Below are 15,233 nucleotides of genomic sequence, written 5' to 3' on the forward strand. Positions count from 1 at the left end.
CGGGTTCGGTTGGTCGGGGACGGTTCTTATTGGTAGATGGCGTCGCTGTATTCCGCGACGGTCAGAGATACCGTGTTATCTGTGTTCGGTTTGATGCTGTTGACTGTCCATAGCTGACTGTCCAGTTCCTCAACGGTCGCGATGAGGTAGCGCGACGGGAGCTGCACAGTGTCTCCGTTCCAGATATTGAGCTGAATGTTGGGTATTGCTGCGGTGAAGCCGTACTTTGTATCGCTGCGGGCCGTAGCCGGATAGCGCAGCGTCGGGTTACCCATGCTGTCGGTGACAAGCACATACATATCCCCAGTAAATGTGATCGGCTCGCTGGTATCAAAGTTGTTACCGGAGCGGCCGGTGACGTAACCACCCTGCTGGTTGCTGTCGTAGATGTCTGGCATCTGAATGACGCTACCGACCTGGATAATGCCGTCCTCAAACACTTTGGCGTTCATCTTCACGCGCGAGTAGATCAGGCGCTTGGTTTCGCGTAATGCGCGCTCCCGGGCCTGATACTCGTTACGGAAGCCGACTATCTCCAACTTGTTCGGGTTTTCCGCTTCCTGCTCGACGATGGCGCCGTTCAGCACGCGGTAGTTGATGTACGTCTTATTGTTCGTGGTCGGGTGGACGTAGGACACCTGTACGCCGTCGTAGCCGCCAGGAAGCGTGGCCTCGTACGTCATTTTGTAATCGTCCGTCTTCATGTTGGCCCGGTTGAATACGGCCGCTGGGTAATCAACTTTCTGATCTCGGGTGAATGTCAGCACGCCGTCGTCCCAGTACGCCACAACAGACGCCGCATTGCAGATCGCCTGCACACGGTCGCCCAGCGAGTCGTTCTCGTCATCAAACGTGTAGTCGAAGTAACCCAGGCGCTCATCAGGAAGGCTTTCAGCGATCGAATACAGCCCGTACAGGTCAATGCTGCTGACCGGCTGCTCGCCCATAATCAGCCAGGTGTGCGCAACCGCATCAGCGAACGAGCGCGACGGCCTCAGGGTGTAATCCACCGTCTGCGTGTCCAGGTCGTACGTAATGGTGTGGCGCGTCACCAGTGCGTTATATTTGCGCTCGCGGCTGCCAAGAGCGTTCTCTGTCGCGCGGACTTTTACTCGCACAAGCGTGTCGGTCGGGTGAACGACGTTTGTCCTGATGTTGATGCTGTGGATCTCTTCGACCTTGAGCAGTGACGCGTCACCGGAGTTATCCGTGCGCTGGAAGCTGACCGCGTATTTCCCGAACCCGCCGGTCGGAGTGATCTTGTCAGTGCGATAAAACACCTCACTCGTCGACTGGTGCGGCGTCGTCTGCCGGTACGTAAACGTCTGCTGCGTTCCCGGCACCTGGTTGTAGTCGTCGTCGATTTTCCAGATGACAACCTTCCAGTTGGTCTCTTTCTTCCCGCCGAGGCTGGACTGGGTATGCAGCCACAGCTGCGTTGACTCGACCGGGGAAAAGAACGGCCCAACCACCAGCGCCTCGTTATCGTTCAGGATGAATTTCGTGGTGTTGATCGTGGCATTCGCCGGGATGTCCTGCGGACCCTCCAGCTGGTTCATTGTGAACGTGTACCAGCGCACCGGGTTAACAACCGCGCCATCGTTTGTTTCAACGGCGGAGATCAGCGTTCCGGAGAATGTCGCATCGGTAGTCACGTTGCCGGAGGCCGTGCTATACGTCACGTTGATGGTGAAGGTTACAGCGTGCGGCAGCACCAGCCCCATGAAATAGTCGAACTCAGCCTGCTTAACGATTTTCATCGCTATCTGGCCGCCGGAATACGTTCCGCTGACCACCGTGTTTGCCGTTGCTGTTTCGATCGGGAAGTCGCTGGCTTCGTTCTGTCCCGGAACTTCCTGCCCGTCTACATCATCGAAACTGTAACCCTCTACTATCTGGGAGATTACCTCACCTGGCTTGTAGAACTGGTATTCAGCGCCAGCCATACTGCCTAAACTCGACTCTGAATAGCGCACAGACTCGTAGTCATACTCTCCGATGCCAATACACATCCACTCTGTAACGTACTTCAGGCCGCCATCTTTAGGTGTCTCTGAGATGTACTCGAAAACAGATTCCTGTATCAGATCCGGGAACGACCTGACCTGTCCGTAAATATCAGGCTTCGCTTTATAGACGCGGGCGGTATTTGTCTGCCCTGTCAGGCTATTGTTGGGCGAATCGACAGAGTTACCACCGGTGTTGGCGATGGCTGGCTTAGGTGCAAGGAACGAAAATACCTGTCCAACCACTTTAAAAATAGGGCTCAGGATGTCATCTACTACGCCCTTCGGCTGGTCGAATATCTGGATATGGTCCAGTTCGCTCAGTTCAAACGCCAGCTCATCGTCATCGCCCAGCTTCACGCCGTTACGGACGATCAGCAGATCACGGTGAAAGGTAGCGTCATTGGCCGCCAGCCAGTCATAAAAAAGGGTGTCGTTTGGCACCCTGCAACGCAGCTTAGGCGTTCCTGGAAAATTCGATATCTCAACCAGCGCCATACGAAAAGTACTCCACTTTGGTGAATGCCCGCTGAATGACCAGCAACGAGTCCATGCGTACACTTCCGTTCTCTCCACGCGAGTGCAGCGCCTTCCGGTTCAGTACCAGGCCAACGTGCGCTGGTTGCGTGCCGCGGTACCCGACGAATATCCCTCCCTCGACAGGTTTATCGACCTGGCGCCAGAAAACGACGTCACCCTTATAGCAGGTGAAGAAGTCCTTACCGGCTTCGTAGTCCGGCGTCTGGTGCAGTTCAATGCCGAGAACGTGCCGATAATACAGCACCACCAATGCCCAGCAATCCATCGCACGGAATGTGCAACTCCTGTTGGCCCATGGCTTTCCAATAACAACTTTGATGAAGTCGGATTTATCCATGTCACTCACCGTGGCGGGATGTAAAACCTTCATGACTGCGGAGAGCTTCAGCGCGAGCGGTACATGCATCTTCAAAGTTTACGAACTTCCCAAGGTGCTTCTTGCAAAGTCTCGCAACCCATTTTCCGGTGTTTTTGTCAAAACAAACTCCTGTTACTCCTGATGTGTTTTTCGAGCTTTTCCGCCTGTTTCGCTGGTTAATGCTGTTGGTTGCCAGCCTGAGGTTTTCAATATTATTGTTCAGTCTTTCGCCATCAATATGGTCAACTTGATAGCCTGCAGGAATAGCTCCATGGTGCATCTCATAAATAATCCGATGTGCTAGATAGAATTTTTGGTGAAGAACAACCCTGACATAACCTTTACCGTCGCGATTTTTAACTTCATCGCCTGCTTTTTGTAGTGGTTTACTGAATTTGGCCACCTGAACAGAGGTGATATGCTCATCTCAGAACATTACAGGTGCCTCAATGAAAAAAAGAAATTTCAGCGCAGAGTTTAAACGCGAATCCGCTCAACTGGTCCTTGATCAGAACTACACCGTTACAGCTGCGGCCAGTGCTATGGATGTGGGTCTTTCTACCATGACTCGATGGGTAAAGCAGTTGCGGGATGAACGACAGGGTAAAATACCTAAAGCCTCCCCTATAACCCCGGAACAGATTGAAATACGTGAGCTGAAGAAAAAGCTACAACGTATTGAAATGGAAAATGAAATATTAAAAAAGGCTACCGCGCTCTTGATGTCAGACTCCCTGAACAGTTCTCGTTAATCGAGAAACTCAGGGCGCAGTATCCTGTGGTCACACTTTGCCACGTGTTCGGGGTTCATCGCAGCAGTTACAAATACTGGAAAAATAGCCCTGAAAAGCCAGACGGCAAGCGGGCTGTATTACGTAGTCAGGTTCTGGAGCTGCATAACATTAGCCATGGCTCTGCTGGCGCGAGAAGTATCGCCATTATGGCAACCCTGAGAGGCTTCAGAATGGGACGCTGGCTTGCCGGAAGGATCATGAAAGAACTGGGTCTGGTGAGTTGTCAGCAGCCGACCCACCGATATAAACGTAGTGGTCATGAACACATCTCTATCCCGAATCGCCTTGAGCGACAGTTCGCAGTGACAGAGCCTAATCAGGTGTGGTGCGGCGATGTGACGTATATCTGGACAGGCAGGCGATGGGCTTACCTCGCCGTTGTTCTCGATCTGTTCGCCAGGAAACCGGTAGGCTGGGCAATGTCATTCTCACCGGACAGCAAGCTAACCATCAAAGCGCTGGAAATGGCGTGGGAAACCCGAGGTAAACCAGCAGGAGTGATGTTCCACAGTGATCAGGGTAGCCACTACACAAGCAGGCAGTTCCGGCAGTTATTGTGGCGTTACCGGATCAGGCAAAGTATGAGCCGACGCGGAAACTGCTGGGATAACAGCCCGATGGAACGCTTCTTCAGAAGTCTGAAAAACGAGTGGGTGCCAGTGACAGGCTATATAAACTTTAGCGAAGCTGCTCATGCGATCACAGACTATATCGTCGGGTATTACAGCTCGCTCAGGCCGCATGACTATAACGGTGGGTTACCGCCAAACGAATCGGAAAACCGATACTGGAAAAAATCTAAAGCCGTGGCCAGTTTTAGTTGACCACTACATTTCAGGCCGTCTATGCCAAATGCAAAGCAAAATTCGAAGAGGTTACGCAATGACAGCTCTTTACCAGATCGCCAATGATTTCGCAAAGCTGACTGATTCAGGCATGGAGCCTGAAATGATAGCCGACACCCTTGATGGCATTGAGTGGGAGCTGGAAGCAAAGGTCGAGCAGATCCTTGCTGTCTGCAAAAACGAATCTGCTTATGCCGAGGCGCTGAAAGAAGAAAGCAAGCGTCTTGCAGAGCGCGCAAAAGCCGCAGAAAACCGTGTGTCGAGCATGAAAGATTATGTGGCCACCTCCCTCGAAACAGCAGGAAAGAAATCACTGAAGGCAGGCATTCATCAGGTAACGGTTCGCGCGCCTTCCAAGTCAGTAGAGATTACAGATGCCAGCGCACTTCCTCCTGAATTCGTCGAATACGAGACGAGCATCAAGCCAGACAAATTGGCTATCAAACACCAAATCGAAGCTGGCGTGGATGTACCTGGCGCGCAAATAAAACTCGGCAAACCTTCACTCATCATCAAGTAGGTGGAGCCATGAAACGCACACCATTTTACCGCAGGCCAGGGCGAACCGGGCAATTCTCCGGCCTCCGTGAGCGCGTTATCTGGATGATTCAGACGCGCGGTCGCCCAGTAACCGGCAGCGAAATTGCTGAGAAATTTGGCGTAACGCTCATCGAGTTTAACCGGGTCGCCAACGGCATTACCCGCGGCACCGGACAGATAGCGCAGATAGTTGAGTCGGAAAAATGGCTCAACGGGGACGGCATCTGCGACCGGACTTTCGACCTGGTCACGAAGCCAAAAGTCGTAACACCGCAGGGCAAATCACGGCTGTTCACCCGGCGCGCAATACAGCAGTCGCAGGAAGGCAGACGGCAGGAGTGCATAGCGCGCGCCGCCCGCCGTCGCCGCCTGATTGCTCAGGGCCTCTACATCGACGAAATGGAGTCCATTCTATGACTCACGCTCACGACGACATAAGGGTTGGCACACTGCGCCTTCCCTTCATGGGTAACGGCTGGCTAATGCCATGGGGTGAAGTGGTCGCCAATCCATTAAAGGCGCAGCGGCTCGCTGAGGAATATCGGGAGAGACAGGAGGCAGCATGACAGCGAAATACTCACTTCTGTATGTCGATCCGCCCTGGTCTTACGGCAATACCATCAGTAACGGGGCCGCCGCCGACCACTACTCCACCATGAAGCTCATCGACATAAAGCGCCTCCCTGTGTGGGAACTAGCTGCGGAAAACTCGGTGCTGGCGATGTGGTACACCGGCACGCATAACCAGGAGGCAATCGAACTGGCCGAGGCTTGGGGTTTTACCGTTCGCACGATGAAAGGGTTTACTTGGGTGAAGCTGAATCAGAACGCGGAACTGCGCATCAACAAGGCGCTGGCCGAGGGTGAAGTCACCGACTTTTACGACTTCCTCGATTTGCTTAACGCCGAGACGCGCATGAACGGCGGCAACCACACCCGTGCAAATACCGAAGACCTCTTGATTGCCACCCGCGGCGCTGGGCTGGAACGTAAGCACGCCGGGATTAAGCAGGTGGTCTACAGCCCGCTCGGCGCGCATAGCGAAAAGCCGTGGGAAGTGCGCCACCGGCTGGAGCTGCTTTACGGTGATGTGCCGCGCATTGAGCTGTTTAGCCGCTGCGCGGCGCCGGGCTGGCACCACTGGGGAAATCAGTGCGCCACCGCCGCGGTTGAATTGCTACCCGGCTGCGCCATCGACGTTGTGAAAACGGAGGCCGCATGACGCCAGAAACAGACAACGCAATTCGCGCCGCCTGCCGCCGCTGCACCGAAGAAATCCAGCAGGCCATGCGCAAGAAGCCAAAGCCTAACCGGAACGAAACGGTGCCTCCCATCATAAACAAGCACCACAAGAAAATTGAAGCTCTGGGAGTTAGCCTCCTGGAGTTCGTCGTATACACAGGTCGGCTTAATCGCCGCTTCGGAGTTGATTCATGAGCGATTCGATAGCAAACGGCGCGAAATTAACGCCGGAAACATTCGCAGATTTCATTGAACGTTTGACATATCACCATCGGGGGGAGGGTGTTAATCGTCACGCCACCGCCGATCCGATTTTCATGGTCCAGAAGCAGGCAACCATTTATGGCCTGACGGAGGAGTTCGGAGAATCGAAGATAGTCCATGTCGAAGACTGCGAATGGGATAGCCCGCAAGAATATTGGGACGATCTTGATGAACAGCAGCAGGAAGAGTTAAACGCCTTCTGCATTGACCAATGCGACACAGCCTTTACGGATCTCGATGAAGACGCTCAGTGGGAAGTACTGGCGGACCTTGACGGACACACTGTCTGCGGTACACGTAAAGAGTGGCAGAACATCAACGCTCATTTTACCCGTGAAGCAGCGGAGGCTTTCATTCGCCGCAAACAGCATGATTATCCTCCTCTGCGGGTCTACGTCGAGAGCATGTACTTCGGCTGGGAGTATCAGGAAATCATCCGTGCTCTATGCGACGGAAGGCTGGTGCTAACTGAAAAAAATGGCGGTGCAGCATGAAGGCACTAATAACCAGGTCGCTAAAGCGGCCTTTTTTATTGCTGGCGTTCACATTCAACACAATTAACCGACAGTTCCGGGAGTATTGACCATGGCCGATATCATCGATACAGCAGCAGAGATTGAAGAGCTTCAGCGTAACGCTGCCCTTTCCGCTCACCGGCTCAACCGCAACGCCGTATCAGCAGAGCATTGCGCGGAATGCGGCGAGGATATCCCAGCGCCGCGGCGCGCTGCCGTGCCAGGCTGCCAGACGTGCGCCAGTTGCCAGGCTGATTTGGAACTTATCCGTAAGCAAAGGGGCTTCTGATGGATTACACCAAACTCAGTGATGGTCAAATCAGCGTGCTTATCGCAAACCTTCTTAAGCCGAAATATGAAGCAGAAATCAGTCCTCATCACTCAGGAGGTGCTCAGCTTAGCCGGGATTGGTGTGGAACCAAAGCAACCACTGGCTTCTTCCCTTTGCACAAAGCGGAAGAGCTTTTCCCGGTAATGAAGAAACATCGGATCAGGCTCGTTCCATCAGGCAAGACTGTATGGATGGCATCACACGAATTAGGCGTCACCGCCACTCACCGTAATCCACTTCGCGCCGTGGCAATCGTCTACCTACTTTTGCAGGAGTCAGCCAATGTTCCAGCTAATTCAACGGGGTCAGATTTACGCTGACCAGCACAGTTGGCCCGTCATCATCCATAGCTGCACTTCTCAGATAGTCCGCTACTGGCGACAGGGCCGGATTAACACCGCTTCAATCGACCGATTCAACAATGACTTTGAGCACCTCGATCACCGCGAGGCGGCTCAGATACGCGCCGAGCTTGAGACGAGCGAGCACATTAAATCGCTGCGCGCCCAGCGTGCGGCATGAGGAGGTTAACTGATCATCCCGAAATGCTTCATCGCTTGCTCTATATAGGTGACGAACTTATCAGGGCATTCATACACCCTTGAGTCAGGAGAAATGCGGTTCGGTGCCTGTTTCATCTGGAACCCATGCAGATGCTTAACATGTGCGATATGGCATGTTTTTACGCTTACACCATTATGAGCTTTGACGTATTCCTGGATCTGCTTATAGGTAGCCATGCACCTCTCCTTTTCAATACGACTCAATATACCTGACGACTAACGCAACTGATAGCCAGTTATGAGCTGGCTATTGGGTGCGAAAGCACTGCTCCGTTATCCCCCATTTTGCCCGGCCCTGCGCCGGGTTCTTTTTGCCTGGAGAAACCCATGAGCGAAATGACCTTAATCGTGCCCAACGACTGGGTAACCGAAGAAAAGCTCGTCGAGATTACCGGCCTTCGCCCGGGCACTATCGAGCGGGCCCGCAAAAAATGCTGGATGGTAGGACGGGAATACCTTCACGTCTCACCGGACGGAGTGCCGAAGAAAAACAGCGAATGCATGTACAACCGTAAGGCTGTCGACCAGTGGGTTGAGAGCATGTCAAAGAAACAGCCGGGTGCGCGCCAATGAAGATCCGTTTATGCTTAGCGGGCTCTTGGACGTCAGGAGGGAATAATGGCTAAGTCAGCATACCCAACAGGCGTGGAAAACCATGGCGGTACGCTCCGCATATGGTTCATCTATAAAGGCAGCCGGGTGCGTGAAAGCCTCGGAGTGCCGGATACACCAAAAAACAGAAAGGTCGCTGGCGAGCTGCGCGCGTCGGTGTGCTTTTCGATTAAGACCGGCAACTTCAACTATGCAGCGCAATTCCCAGACTCGCCTAACCTGAAAAGGTTTGGGGTGGAGAGCAAGGAAATCACCGTGCTGGAGCTGGCAAATAAATGGCTTGAACTGAAACGCATGGAGATCAGCACCAACGCGATGGCACGTTATTCATCTATAGCGCGCAATATGGTACCAAGGATCGGCGGTGACAGGCTGGTATCTGCAGTAACACAGGAAGACCTGCTGTTTATCAGAAAGGAATTGCTGACCGGTTATCACACCCTGAAGGCAGGACAGAAAACGCCGGTTAAGGGCCGCTCAGTCAGAACGGTCAACAACTACATGAAGACCATGGGCGGGATGTTTAAGTTTGCCGCTGATAGCGGTTATGTACGGGTGAATCCGTTCACCGGGATCGCCATGCTTAAGCGGTCACGATGCGAGCCTGACCCGCTGACGCGCGATGAGTTTGTCAGGTTGATTAACGCCTGCGCCCACCAGCAACTGAAAAACATGTGGTCTATTGCCGTCTACACCGGCGTGCGCCACGGAGAACTTGTGTCGCTGGCCTGGGAAGATATCGACCTGAAAGCGGGTACGATGATGATCCGCCGGAACCACACGTTAACGAAGGAGTTCACCCTTCCGAAAACAGAGGCCGGGACGGACCGTATCATCAACCTCATTCAGCCAGCGATCGACGTGCTGAAGAGCCAGGCCGAGTTAACACGCCTGGGTAAGCAGTATCAGGTTGAGGTGAAACTGCGCGAGTATGGCCGTACCGATGTGCATCCATGCACGTTTGTGTTCAACCCGCAGATCGCATCACGTAATGGCCGTGCCGGGCATCATTATGCAGTGGGGTCGATTAACCAGTCGTGGGAAGCGGCAATGCGACGCGCCGGGATTCGCTATCGCAGAGCATACCAGTCCCGGCACACGTATGCATGCTGGTCGTTAGCTGCCGGTGCCAACCCGAACTTCATCGCGAAGCAAATGGGCCACACCGACGCGCAAATGGTTTACCGGGTGTACGGATCCTGGATGGCTGAAAATAACCAGGACCAGGTACTCATCCTCAACCAGAAATTGAGTGAGTTTGCCCCATCCATGCCCCACGCCGTGGGATCGGATGGTTATTAATTATAAATATCATTAGGTTAGATAACCTAAACTTGCATGCTCATGACTTCCTGATAGGCCGCCACCAGCTTGTTACGCACCTGCAGACCCATCTGCAGCGAAACGGAAGCTTTTTGTAGATCGGCCATCACGTCGTTGAGCGCCACGCCCGGCTCGCCGAGGGTGAATTTCTCTGCCTGGACGCGGGCGGCGGTCTGCCTGTCGCTGATGCGGTCGAGGGCGGCGTGAAGCTGGCCGGCAAAGCTCACCTCCTGCGGCGCGTCGGCAACGCTCTGATTGTGGGCGCTCAGCGCCGTTGCCTGTAGCTGACTCACTACCCCTTCAATGCCCTGTATAGCCATGACGCTCCCCTGATGGAATTTTACGCGGCCAAGATTAGCATCTTGTCAATAAGATAAAGGCGCTAAATAGCGTTAAAAAACCAGGTTATTTGGCCCATAGAAAATCGTGAAGCGGCCAATAATGGCAGGGCCATCTCTATGGACCTTTTGTCGTGTTTGCCGACCCGGGAGTCAGTTTTGTTTCACTACACGAGTAACGTTATCCACTTTGCCTTGCGAGGTGCGCTATGAGTGCCACAGCCGCCGCGCCACAAAATAAATCAGCTGAGTGGATCAACCGCCTGCGCGCCAACCCCAAAATCCCGTTGATTGTGGCCGGTGCCGCCGCTATCGCCATTATCGTCGCGATGGTTCTGTGGGCAAAGAGCCCTGACTATCGCACGCTCTACAGCAATCTCTCGGATCAGGACGGCGGGGCCATTGTGACCCAGCTGACCCAGATGAATATCCCCTACCGCTTTTCCGATAACGGCGGCGCGCTGGAAGTACCGGCGGATAAGGTGCATGAGCTGCGCCTGCGCCTGGCGCAGCAGGGGCTGCCCAAAGGCGGCGCCGTCGGCTTTGAGCTGCTCGATCAGGAAAAATTTGGTATCAGCCAGTTCAGCGAACAGGTGAACTACCAGCGGGCGCTGGAGGGAGAACTGGCCCGCACCATTGAAACGCTGGGGCCGGTGAAAAGCGCCCGGGTGCACCTGGCGATGCCCAAGCCGACCCTGTTTGTCCGTGAACAAAAGTCCCCTTCCGCTTCCGTTACCGTGAACCTTGAGCCCGGCCGCGCGCTGGACGAAGGGCAGATCAGCGCCGTGACCCATCTGGTCTCCAGCGCGGTGGCGGGCCTGCCGCCGGGCAACGTTACGCTGGTCGATCAGAGTGGCCATCTGCTGACCCAAAGCAACACCAGCGGCCGCGATCTGAACGACGCGCAGCTTAAATATGCCAACGACGTCGAAAGCCGCGTGCAGCGCCGTATCGAGGCGATCCTCGGCCCGATTGTTGGGGCGAGCAACGTCCATGCCCAGGTGAGCGCGCAGATCGACTTCTCCAATAAAGAGCAGACCGAAGAGCAGTACAGCCCGAACGGCGATCCTGCCCAGGCGGTCATGCGCTCGCGCCAGCTGAACGAAACCACTCAGATCGGCGGCGCTTACCCCGGCGGCGTGCCAGGTGCCCTCTCTAACCAGCCTGCCCCCGCGAACGCTGGCCCGATCACCGCTCCGCCGGCCAATAACCAGAACGGGCAGCAGAACGCGCAGCAGCAGACTACCTCTACCGCCAGCAGCAGCGGTCCGCGCAACACCAGCCGTAACGAAACGACCAACTACGAGGTCGATCGCACCATTCGCCATACCAAAATGAACGTGGGGGATGTGCAGCGATTGTCGGTGGCCGTGGTGGTTAACTATAAATCCCTGCCGGATGGCAAGCCGCTGCCGCTGACCGCCGATCAGATGAAGCAGATAGAGGATCTGACCCGCGAAGCGATGGGGTACTCCGAAAAACGCGGCGACACCCTCAACGTGGTCAACTCGCCGTTTACCGCGACCGATGAAACCGGGGGCGAACTGCCGTTCTGGCAGCAGCAGGCCTTTATCGATCAGTTGATGAGCGCCGGGCGCTGGCTGCTGGTGCTGCTGGTGGCATGGCTGCTGTGGCGCAAGGCGGTTCGCCCGCAACTGACCCGCCGCACCGAGCAGGCGAAAGCGGCCCAGGCGCAGATGCAGGCCGTTAAAGAAGAGAATGACGCGGTGGAAGTTCGCCTCAGCAAGGATGAACAGCTCCAGCAGCGCCGGGCTAACCAGCGTATGGGCGCCGAGGTGATGAGCCAGCGCATTCGCGAAATGTCCGATAACGATCCGCGCGTGGTCGCGCTGGTCATTCGCCAGTGGATGAGTACAGATCATGAGTAACCCGCTTACCGGTACAGATAAAAGCGTCATCCTGCTGATGACCATCGGGGAAGATCGCGCCGCCGAGGTATTTAAACACCTCTCCGATCGCGAGGTGCAGACCCTCAGCGCGGCGATGGCCAACGTGCGGCAGATCTCCAACACGCAGCTCACCGAGGTGCTGGGAGAGTTTGAGCGCGAGGCGGAACAGTTCGCCGCGCTGAACGTCAACGCCAATGAATACCTGCGTTCCGTGCTGATCAAGGCGCTGGGCGAGGAGCGGGCCGCCAGCCTGCTGGAAGATATTCTGGAGACGCGCGACACCGCCAGCGGCATCGAAACGCTTAACTATATGGAGCCGCAGAGCGCCGCCGACCTGATTCGCGACGAGCATCCGCAGATCATCGCCACCATTCTGGTCCACCTCAAGCGAAGCCAGGCGGCGGATATTCTGGCGCTGTTCGACGAGCGTCTGCGCCACGACGTGATGCTGCGTATCGCCACCTTTGGCGGCGTGCAGCCGGCGGCACTGGCGGAGCTGACCGAGGTGCTGAACAACCTGCTCGACGGCCAGAACCTCAAGCGCAGCAAGATGGGCGGCGTAAGAACCGCAGCGGAGATCATCAACCTGATGAAATCCCAGCAGGAAGAGGCGGTTATTACCGCCGTACGCGAGTTCGACGGCGAACTGGCGCAGAAGATCATCGACGAGATGTTCCTCTTCGAAAACCTGGTGGATGTGGACGATCGCAGCGTCCAGCGTCTGCTGCAGGAGGTGGATTCGGAATCGCTGCTGATCGCCCTGAAGGGTGCCGAGCAGCCGCTGCGCGAGAAGTTCCTGCGCAACATGTCCCAGCGCGCGGCGGATATTCTGCGCGACGATCTGGCCAACCGCGGCCCGGTGCGTCTCTCTCAGGTGGAGAACGAGCAGAAAGCGATTCTGCTTATCGTGCGTCGTCTGGCGGAAACCGGCGAGATGGTGATCGGCAGCGGAGAGGATACCTATGTCTGATGAGCTGCCGTGGAAGCGCTGGACGCCTGACGATCTGGCGCCTCCCCTCTCTGAATTTGTCCCCGCCTTCGCGCCAGAAAATGAGGAGGAGCCCGCCGCACCCCCTGAACTGAGCGAGGAGGAGCAGCGCGCCCGGATGCTGGCCCAGCTGCAGATGCAGGCGCACGAGCAGGGCTTTAACGCCGGCATGAACGAAGGCCGGCAGCAGGGCCATGAACAGGGCTATCAGGAAGGAATGGCGAAGGGGCTTGAACAGGGGCTGGAGCAGGCCCGCCAGCAGCAGGCGCCGCTTCACGCACGGATGCAGCAGCTGGTGAGCGAGTTTCAACATACCCTTGACGCGCTGGACAGCGTAATCGCCTCGCGCCTGATGCAGATGGCGCTGGAGGCGGCGCGTCAGGTGATTGGCCAGACGCCCGCCGTGGATAATTCAGCCCTCATCCGACAGATCCAGACCCTGCTGCAGCAGGAGCCGCTCTTCAGCGGAAAGCCGCAGCTGCGGGTTCACCCTGACGATCTCCAGCGCGTCGAGGAGATGCTCGGCGCCACCCTCAGCTTGCACGGCTGGCGGCTGCGCGGCGATCCGACGCTGCACCAGGGCGGCTGCAAGATCTCCGCCGACGAGGGCGACCTCGACGCCAGCGTGGCGACGCGCTGGCAGGAACTGTGCCGCCTCGCGGCGCCAGGAGTCGTCTGATGACTGCCCGTCTCACCCGCTGGCTTAACACCCTTGACGCCTTTGAGGCGAAGATGACGCAACTCCCCTCCGTGCGCCGCTACGGGCGCCTTACCCGCGCCACCGGCCTGGTGCTGGAGGCGACCGGGCTACAGCTGCCGCTGGGGGCCACCTGCATCATCGAGCGCCAGGAGGGTAACGAGACGCGGGAAGTGGAGAGCGAGGTGGTCGGTTTTAACGGCCAGCGCCTGTTTCTTATGCCGCTGGAAGAGGTGGAAGGTATTCTGCCCGGCGCCCGCGTCTACGCCAAAAATGGCGCGGGCGACGGCCTGCAGAGCGGGAAACAGCTTCCCCTCGGTCCGGCGCTGCTGGGCCGTGTGCTGGACGGCAGCGGCAAACCGCTGGATGGCCTGCCTGCGCCCGATACCACCGAAACCGGCGCGCTCATCACCCAGCCGTTCAACCCCCTGCAACGTACGCCGATTGAGCATGTGCTTGATACCGGCGTGCGCCCCATCAACGCCCTGCTGACGGTAGGGCGCGGACAACGTATGGGCCTCTTCGCCGGTTCCGGCGTGGGGAAATCGGTGCTGCTGGGAATGATGGCCCGCTATACACAGGCGGACGTGATCGTGGTGGGGCTTATCGGCGAGCGCGGACGCGAGGTGAAAGATTTTATCGAGAACATTCTCGGGGCCGAAGGGCGCGCCCGCTCGGTGGTGATTGCCGCCCCGGCGGATGTCTCTCCGCTGCTGCGTATGCAGGGAGCCGCCTACGCCACGCGCATTGCGGAAGATTTCCGCGACCGGGGCCAGCATGTGCTGCTGATAATGGACTCCCTCACCCGCTACGCGATGGCGCAGCGTGAGATTGCGCTGGCGATTGGCGAGCCGCCCGCCACCAAAGGCTATCCACCCTCGGTCTTTGCCAAACTGCCCGCGCTGGTGGAGCGCGCCGGTAACGGCATCAGCGGCGGCGGCTCGGTCACCGCCTTTTACACGGTGCTCACCGAAGGGGATGACCAGCAGGATCCGATTGCCGACTCGGCGCGCGCGATCCTCGACGGCCATATCGTGCTGTCGCGTCGGCTGGCGGAGGCCGGGCACTATCCGGCCATCGACATTGAAGCGTCCATCAGCCGCGCCATGACCGCGCTGATTACGGAACCGCACTACGCCCGGGTAAGGATGTTCAAACAGCTGCTCTCCAGCTTCCAGCGTAACCGCGATCTGGTGAGCGTTGGCGCCTATGCCCGGGGCAGCGACCCCATGCTCGACAAGGCGATTGCGCTCTGGCCGCAGCTGGAGGCCTTTTTACAGCAGGGTATTTTCGAACGTGCCGGCTGGGAAGATTCCACGGCGGCGCTGGAGCTGATTTTCCCGCAGGCATAACCGGGATGGAGGGCG

The 15,233-nt window shown here is 56.7% G+C and carries 21 protein-coding genes; 16 read left to right on the forward strand and 5 right to left on the reverse strand.

What is annotated here, in order from left to right:
- Positions 1-26: 26 nt before the first annotated feature.
- Genes BN3796_RS17145 through BN3796_RS20395 form a run of 3 tightly spaced genes read right to left on the reverse strand, consistent with a single transcriptional unit; the run spans position 27 to position 3,307 of the window.
- The gene (locus BN3796_RS17145; RefSeq protein ID WP_061709568.1) at positions 27-2,504 is read right to left on the reverse strand and encodes a host specificity factor TipJ family phage tail protein; all 2,478 of its coding nucleotides are present in this window, start codon (positions 2,502-2,504) and stop codon (positions 27-29) included.
- The gene (locus tag BN3796_RS17150) at positions 2,491-2,883 is read right to left on the reverse strand and encodes an NlpC/P60 family protein (protein WP_061710051.1); all 393 of its coding nucleotides are present in this window, start codon (positions 2,881-2,883) and stop codon (positions 2,491-2,493) included. The genes BN3796_RS17145 and BN3796_RS17150 overlap by 14 nt, the downstream gene beginning before the upstream one ends.
- Position 2,884: 1 nt before the next feature.
- Entirely contained in the window at positions 2,885-3,307 is a 423-nt protein-coding gene (locus BN3796_RS20395) for an HNH endonuclease (protein WP_073885268.1), read from the reverse strand.
- Positions 3,308-3,353: 46 nt separating this feature from the next.
- Here BN3796_RS20395 and BN3796_RS17160 point away from each other — a divergent pair.
- The 10 genes from BN3796_RS17160 to BN3796_RS17200 all read left to right on the forward strand — a co-directional run bounded on the left by BN3796_RS17160 (position 3,354) and on the right by BN3796_RS17200 (position 7,957).
- Positions 3,354-4,522 (forward strand): IS3 family transposase gene (locus BN3796_RS17160; RefSeq protein WP_148381775.1). Its coding sequence is split into 2 segments (ribosomal slippage): positions 3,354-3,603 and positions 3,603-4,522, totalling 1,170 coding nucleotides; the frame shifts between segments, so codons are not numbered across the junction.
- Between the two features lie 58 nt (positions 4,523-4,580).
- Positions 4,581-5,063: a siphovirus Gp157 family protein gene (locus tag BN3796_RS17165; protein ID WP_032105028.1), complete on the forward strand. Its 483-nt coding sequence runs from the start codon at positions 4,581-4,583 to the stop codon at positions 5,061-5,063.
- A gap of 8 nt (positions 5,064-5,071) precedes the next feature.
- A complete protein-coding gene (locus BN3796_RS17170) occupies positions 5,072-5,500 on the forward strand; it encodes a hypothetical protein (RefSeq protein WP_061709570.1) in 429 nt (142 codons plus the stop codon).
- Complete coding sequence (locus tag BN3796_RS17175) at positions 5,497-5,649, forward strand: DUF1317 family protein (protein WP_061709571.1); 153 nt, start codon at positions 5,497-5,499, stop codon at positions 5,647-5,649. The genes BN3796_RS17170 and BN3796_RS17175 overlap by 4 nt, the downstream gene beginning before the upstream one ends.
- Positions 5,646-6,305: an MT-A70 family methyltransferase gene (locus tag BN3796_RS17180; RefSeq protein ID WP_061709572.1), complete on the forward strand. Its 660-nt coding sequence runs from the start codon at positions 5,646-5,648 to the stop codon at positions 6,303-6,305. Before BN3796_RS17175 ends, BN3796_RS17180 begins: the two co-directional genes overlap by 4 nt.
- Entirely contained in the window at positions 6,302-6,520 is a 219-nt protein-coding gene (locus BN3796_RS17185; RefSeq protein WP_061709573.1) for a hypothetical protein, read from the forward strand. The genes BN3796_RS17180 and BN3796_RS17185 overlap by 4 nt, the downstream gene beginning before the upstream one ends.
- Positions 6,517-7,083, forward strand: a complete 567-nt coding sequence (locus BN3796_RS17190; protein ID WP_061709574.1) for a hypothetical protein — start codon at positions 6,517-6,519, stop codon at positions 7,081-7,083. Before BN3796_RS17185 ends, BN3796_RS17190 begins: the two co-directional genes overlap by 4 nt.
- 91 nt (positions 7,084-7,174) lie before the next feature.
- A complete protein-coding gene (locus BN3796_RS17195) occupies positions 7,175-7,393 on the forward strand; it encodes a TraR/DksA family transcriptional regulator (protein WP_061709575.1) in 219 nt (72 codons plus the stop codon).
- A complete protein-coding gene (locus tag BN3796_RS20400; protein WP_073885269.1) occupies positions 7,393-7,755 on the forward strand; it encodes a hypothetical protein in 363 nt (120 codons plus the stop codon). The genes BN3796_RS17195 and BN3796_RS20400 overlap by 1 nt, the downstream gene beginning before the upstream one ends.
- Positions 7,718-7,957: a DUF4222 domain-containing protein gene (locus tag BN3796_RS17200; RefSeq protein ID WP_061709576.1), complete on the forward strand. Its 240-nt coding sequence runs from the start codon at positions 7,718-7,720 to the stop codon at positions 7,955-7,957. Before BN3796_RS20400 ends, BN3796_RS17200 begins: the two co-directional genes overlap by 38 nt.
- Before the next feature lie 5 nt (positions 7,958-7,962).
- On the opposite strand, the gene BN3796_RS17205 is transcribed toward BN3796_RS17200, so the two are convergent.
- Positions 7,963-8,175, reverse strand: coding sequence for a hypothetical protein (locus BN3796_RS17205; RefSeq protein WP_061709577.1), 213 nt, complete (start codon positions 8,173-8,175; stop codon positions 7,963-7,965).
- A 150-nt stretch (positions 8,176-8,325) separates the two neighbouring features.
- Here BN3796_RS17205 and BN3796_RS17210 point away from each other — a divergent pair, with 150 nt between their 5' ends.
- Both BN3796_RS17210 and BN3796_RS17215 read left to right on the forward strand, forming a co-directional pair.
- The gene (locus tag BN3796_RS17210; protein WP_014070846.1) at positions 8,326-8,571 is read left to right on the forward strand and encodes an excisionase family protein; all 246 of its coding nucleotides are present in this window, start codon (positions 8,326-8,328) and stop codon (positions 8,569-8,571) included.
- Between the two features lie 45 nt (positions 8,572-8,616).
- Complete coding sequence (locus tag BN3796_RS17215; RefSeq protein ID WP_061709578.1) at positions 8,617-9,912, forward strand: tyrosine-type recombinase/integrase; 1,296 nt, start codon at positions 8,617-8,619, stop codon at positions 9,910-9,912.
- Positions 9,913-9,938: 26 nt separating this feature from the next.
- On the opposite strand, the gene fliE is transcribed toward BN3796_RS17215, so the two are convergent.
- Positions 9,939-10,253: a flagellar hook-basal body complex protein FliE gene (gene fliE, locus BN3796_RS17220; RefSeq protein WP_061709579.1), complete on the reverse strand. Its 315-nt coding sequence runs from the start codon at positions 10,251-10,253 to the stop codon at positions 9,939-9,941.
- 227 nt (positions 10,254-10,480) lie between these two features.
- On the opposite strand from fliE, the gene fliF reads away from it, so the two are divergent.
- Genes fliF through fliI form a run of 4 tightly spaced genes read left to right on the forward strand, consistent with a single transcriptional unit; the run spans position 10,481 to position 15,218 of the window.
- Complete coding sequence (fliF, locus tag BN3796_RS17225; RefSeq protein ID WP_061709580.1) at positions 10,481-12,160, forward strand: flagellar basal-body MS-ring/collar protein FliF; 1,680 nt, start codon at positions 10,481-10,483, stop codon at positions 12,158-12,160.
- Positions 12,153-13,151, forward strand: a complete 999-nt coding sequence (gene fliG / locus BN3796_RS17230) for a flagellar motor switch protein FliG (RefSeq protein ID WP_061709581.1) — start codon at positions 12,153-12,155, stop codon at positions 13,149-13,151. The genes fliF and fliG overlap by 8 nt, the downstream gene beginning before the upstream one ends.
- Positions 13,144-13,848, forward strand: coding sequence for a flagellar assembly protein FliH (fliH, locus tag BN3796_RS17235; RefSeq protein WP_061709582.1), 705 nt, complete (start codon positions 13,144-13,146; stop codon positions 13,846-13,848). Before fliG ends, fliH begins: the two co-directional genes overlap by 8 nt.
- Positions 13,848-15,218, forward strand: a complete 1,371-nt coding sequence (gene fliI / locus BN3796_RS17240) for a flagellar protein export ATPase FliI (RefSeq protein WP_061709583.1) — start codon at positions 13,848-13,850, stop codon at positions 15,216-15,218. The genes fliH and fliI overlap by 1 nt, the downstream gene beginning before the upstream one ends.
- The last annotated feature ends 15 nt before the right edge of the window (positions 15,219-15,233 follow it).

It is taken from the genome of Pseudenterobacter timonensis, assembly GCF_900021175.1.
Lineage (GTDB): Bacteria > Pseudomonadota > Gammaproteobacteria > Enterobacterales > Enterobacteriaceae > Enterobacter > Enterobacter timonensis.

Excerpts from the sequence above, each read along its gene's own strand:
- BN3796_RS17145 (WP_061709568.1), bottom strand. The coding sequence starts at position 2,504 with ATGGCGCTGGTTGAGATATCGAATTTTCCAGGAACGCCTAAGCTGCGT.
- BN3796_RS17150 (WP_061710051.1), bottom strand. The coding sequence starts at position 2,883 with ATGGATAAATCCGACTTCATCAAAGTTGTTATTGGAAAGCCATGGGCC.
- BN3796_RS17165 (WP_032105028.1), top strand. The coding sequence starts at position 4,581 with ATGACAGCTCTTTACCAGATCGCCAATGATTTCGCAAAGCTGACTGAT.
- BN3796_RS17170 (WP_061709570.1), top strand. The coding sequence starts at position 5,072 with ATGAAACGCACACCATTTTACCGCAGGCCAGGGCGAACCGGGCAATTC.
- BN3796_RS17175 (WP_061709571.1), top strand. The coding sequence starts at position 5,497 with ATGACTCACGCTCACGACGACATAAGGGTTGGCACACTGCGCCTTCCC.
- BN3796_RS17180 (WP_061709572.1), top strand. The coding sequence starts at position 5,646 with ATGACAGCGAAATACTCACTTCTGTATGTCGATCCGCCCTGGTCTTAC.
- BN3796_RS17185 (WP_061709573.1), top strand. The coding sequence starts at position 6,302 with ATGACGCCAGAAACAGACAACGCAATTCGCGCCGCCTGCCGCCGCTGC.
- BN3796_RS17190 (WP_061709574.1), top strand. The coding sequence starts at position 6,517 with ATGAGCGATTCGATAGCAAACGGCGCGAAATTAACGCCGGAAACATTC.
- BN3796_RS17195 (WP_061709575.1), top strand. The coding sequence starts at position 7,175 with ATGGCCGATATCATCGATACAGCAGCAGAGATTGAAGAGCTTCAGCGT.
- BN3796_RS20400 (WP_073885269.1), top strand. The coding sequence starts at position 7,393 with ATGGATTACACCAAACTCAGTGATGGTCAAATCAGCGTGCTTATCGCA.
- BN3796_RS17200 (WP_061709576.1), top strand. The coding sequence starts at position 7,718 with ATGTTCCAGCTAATTCAACGGGGTCAGATTTACGCTGACCAGCACAGT.
- BN3796_RS17205 (WP_061709577.1), bottom strand. The coding sequence starts at position 8,175 with ATGGCTACCTATAAGCAGATCCAGGAATACGTCAAAGCTCATAATGGT.
- BN3796_RS17210 (WP_014070846.1), top strand. The coding sequence starts at position 8,326 with ATGAGCGAAATGACCTTAATCGTGCCCAACGACTGGGTAACCGAAGAA.
- BN3796_RS17215 (WP_061709578.1), top strand. The coding sequence starts at position 8,617 with ATGGCTAAGTCAGCATACCCAACAGGCGTGGAAAACCATGGCGGTACG.
- fliE (WP_061709579.1), bottom strand. The coding sequence starts at position 10,253 with ATGGCTATACAGGGCATTGAAGGGGTAGTGAGTCAGCTACAGGCAACG.
- fliF (WP_061709580.1), top strand. The coding sequence starts at position 10,481 with ATGAGTGCCACAGCCGCCGCGCCACAAAATAAATCAGCTGAGTGGATC.
- fliG (WP_061709581.1), top strand. The coding sequence starts at position 12,153 with ATGAGTAACCCGCTTACCGGTACAGATAAAAGCGTCATCCTGCTGATG.
- fliH (WP_061709582.1), top strand. The coding sequence starts at position 13,144 with ATGTCTGATGAGCTGCCGTGGAAGCGCTGGACGCCTGACGATCTGGCG.
- fliI (WP_061709583.1), top strand. The coding sequence starts at position 13,848 with ATGACTGCCCGTCTCACCCGCTGGCTTAACACCCTTGACGCCTTTGAG.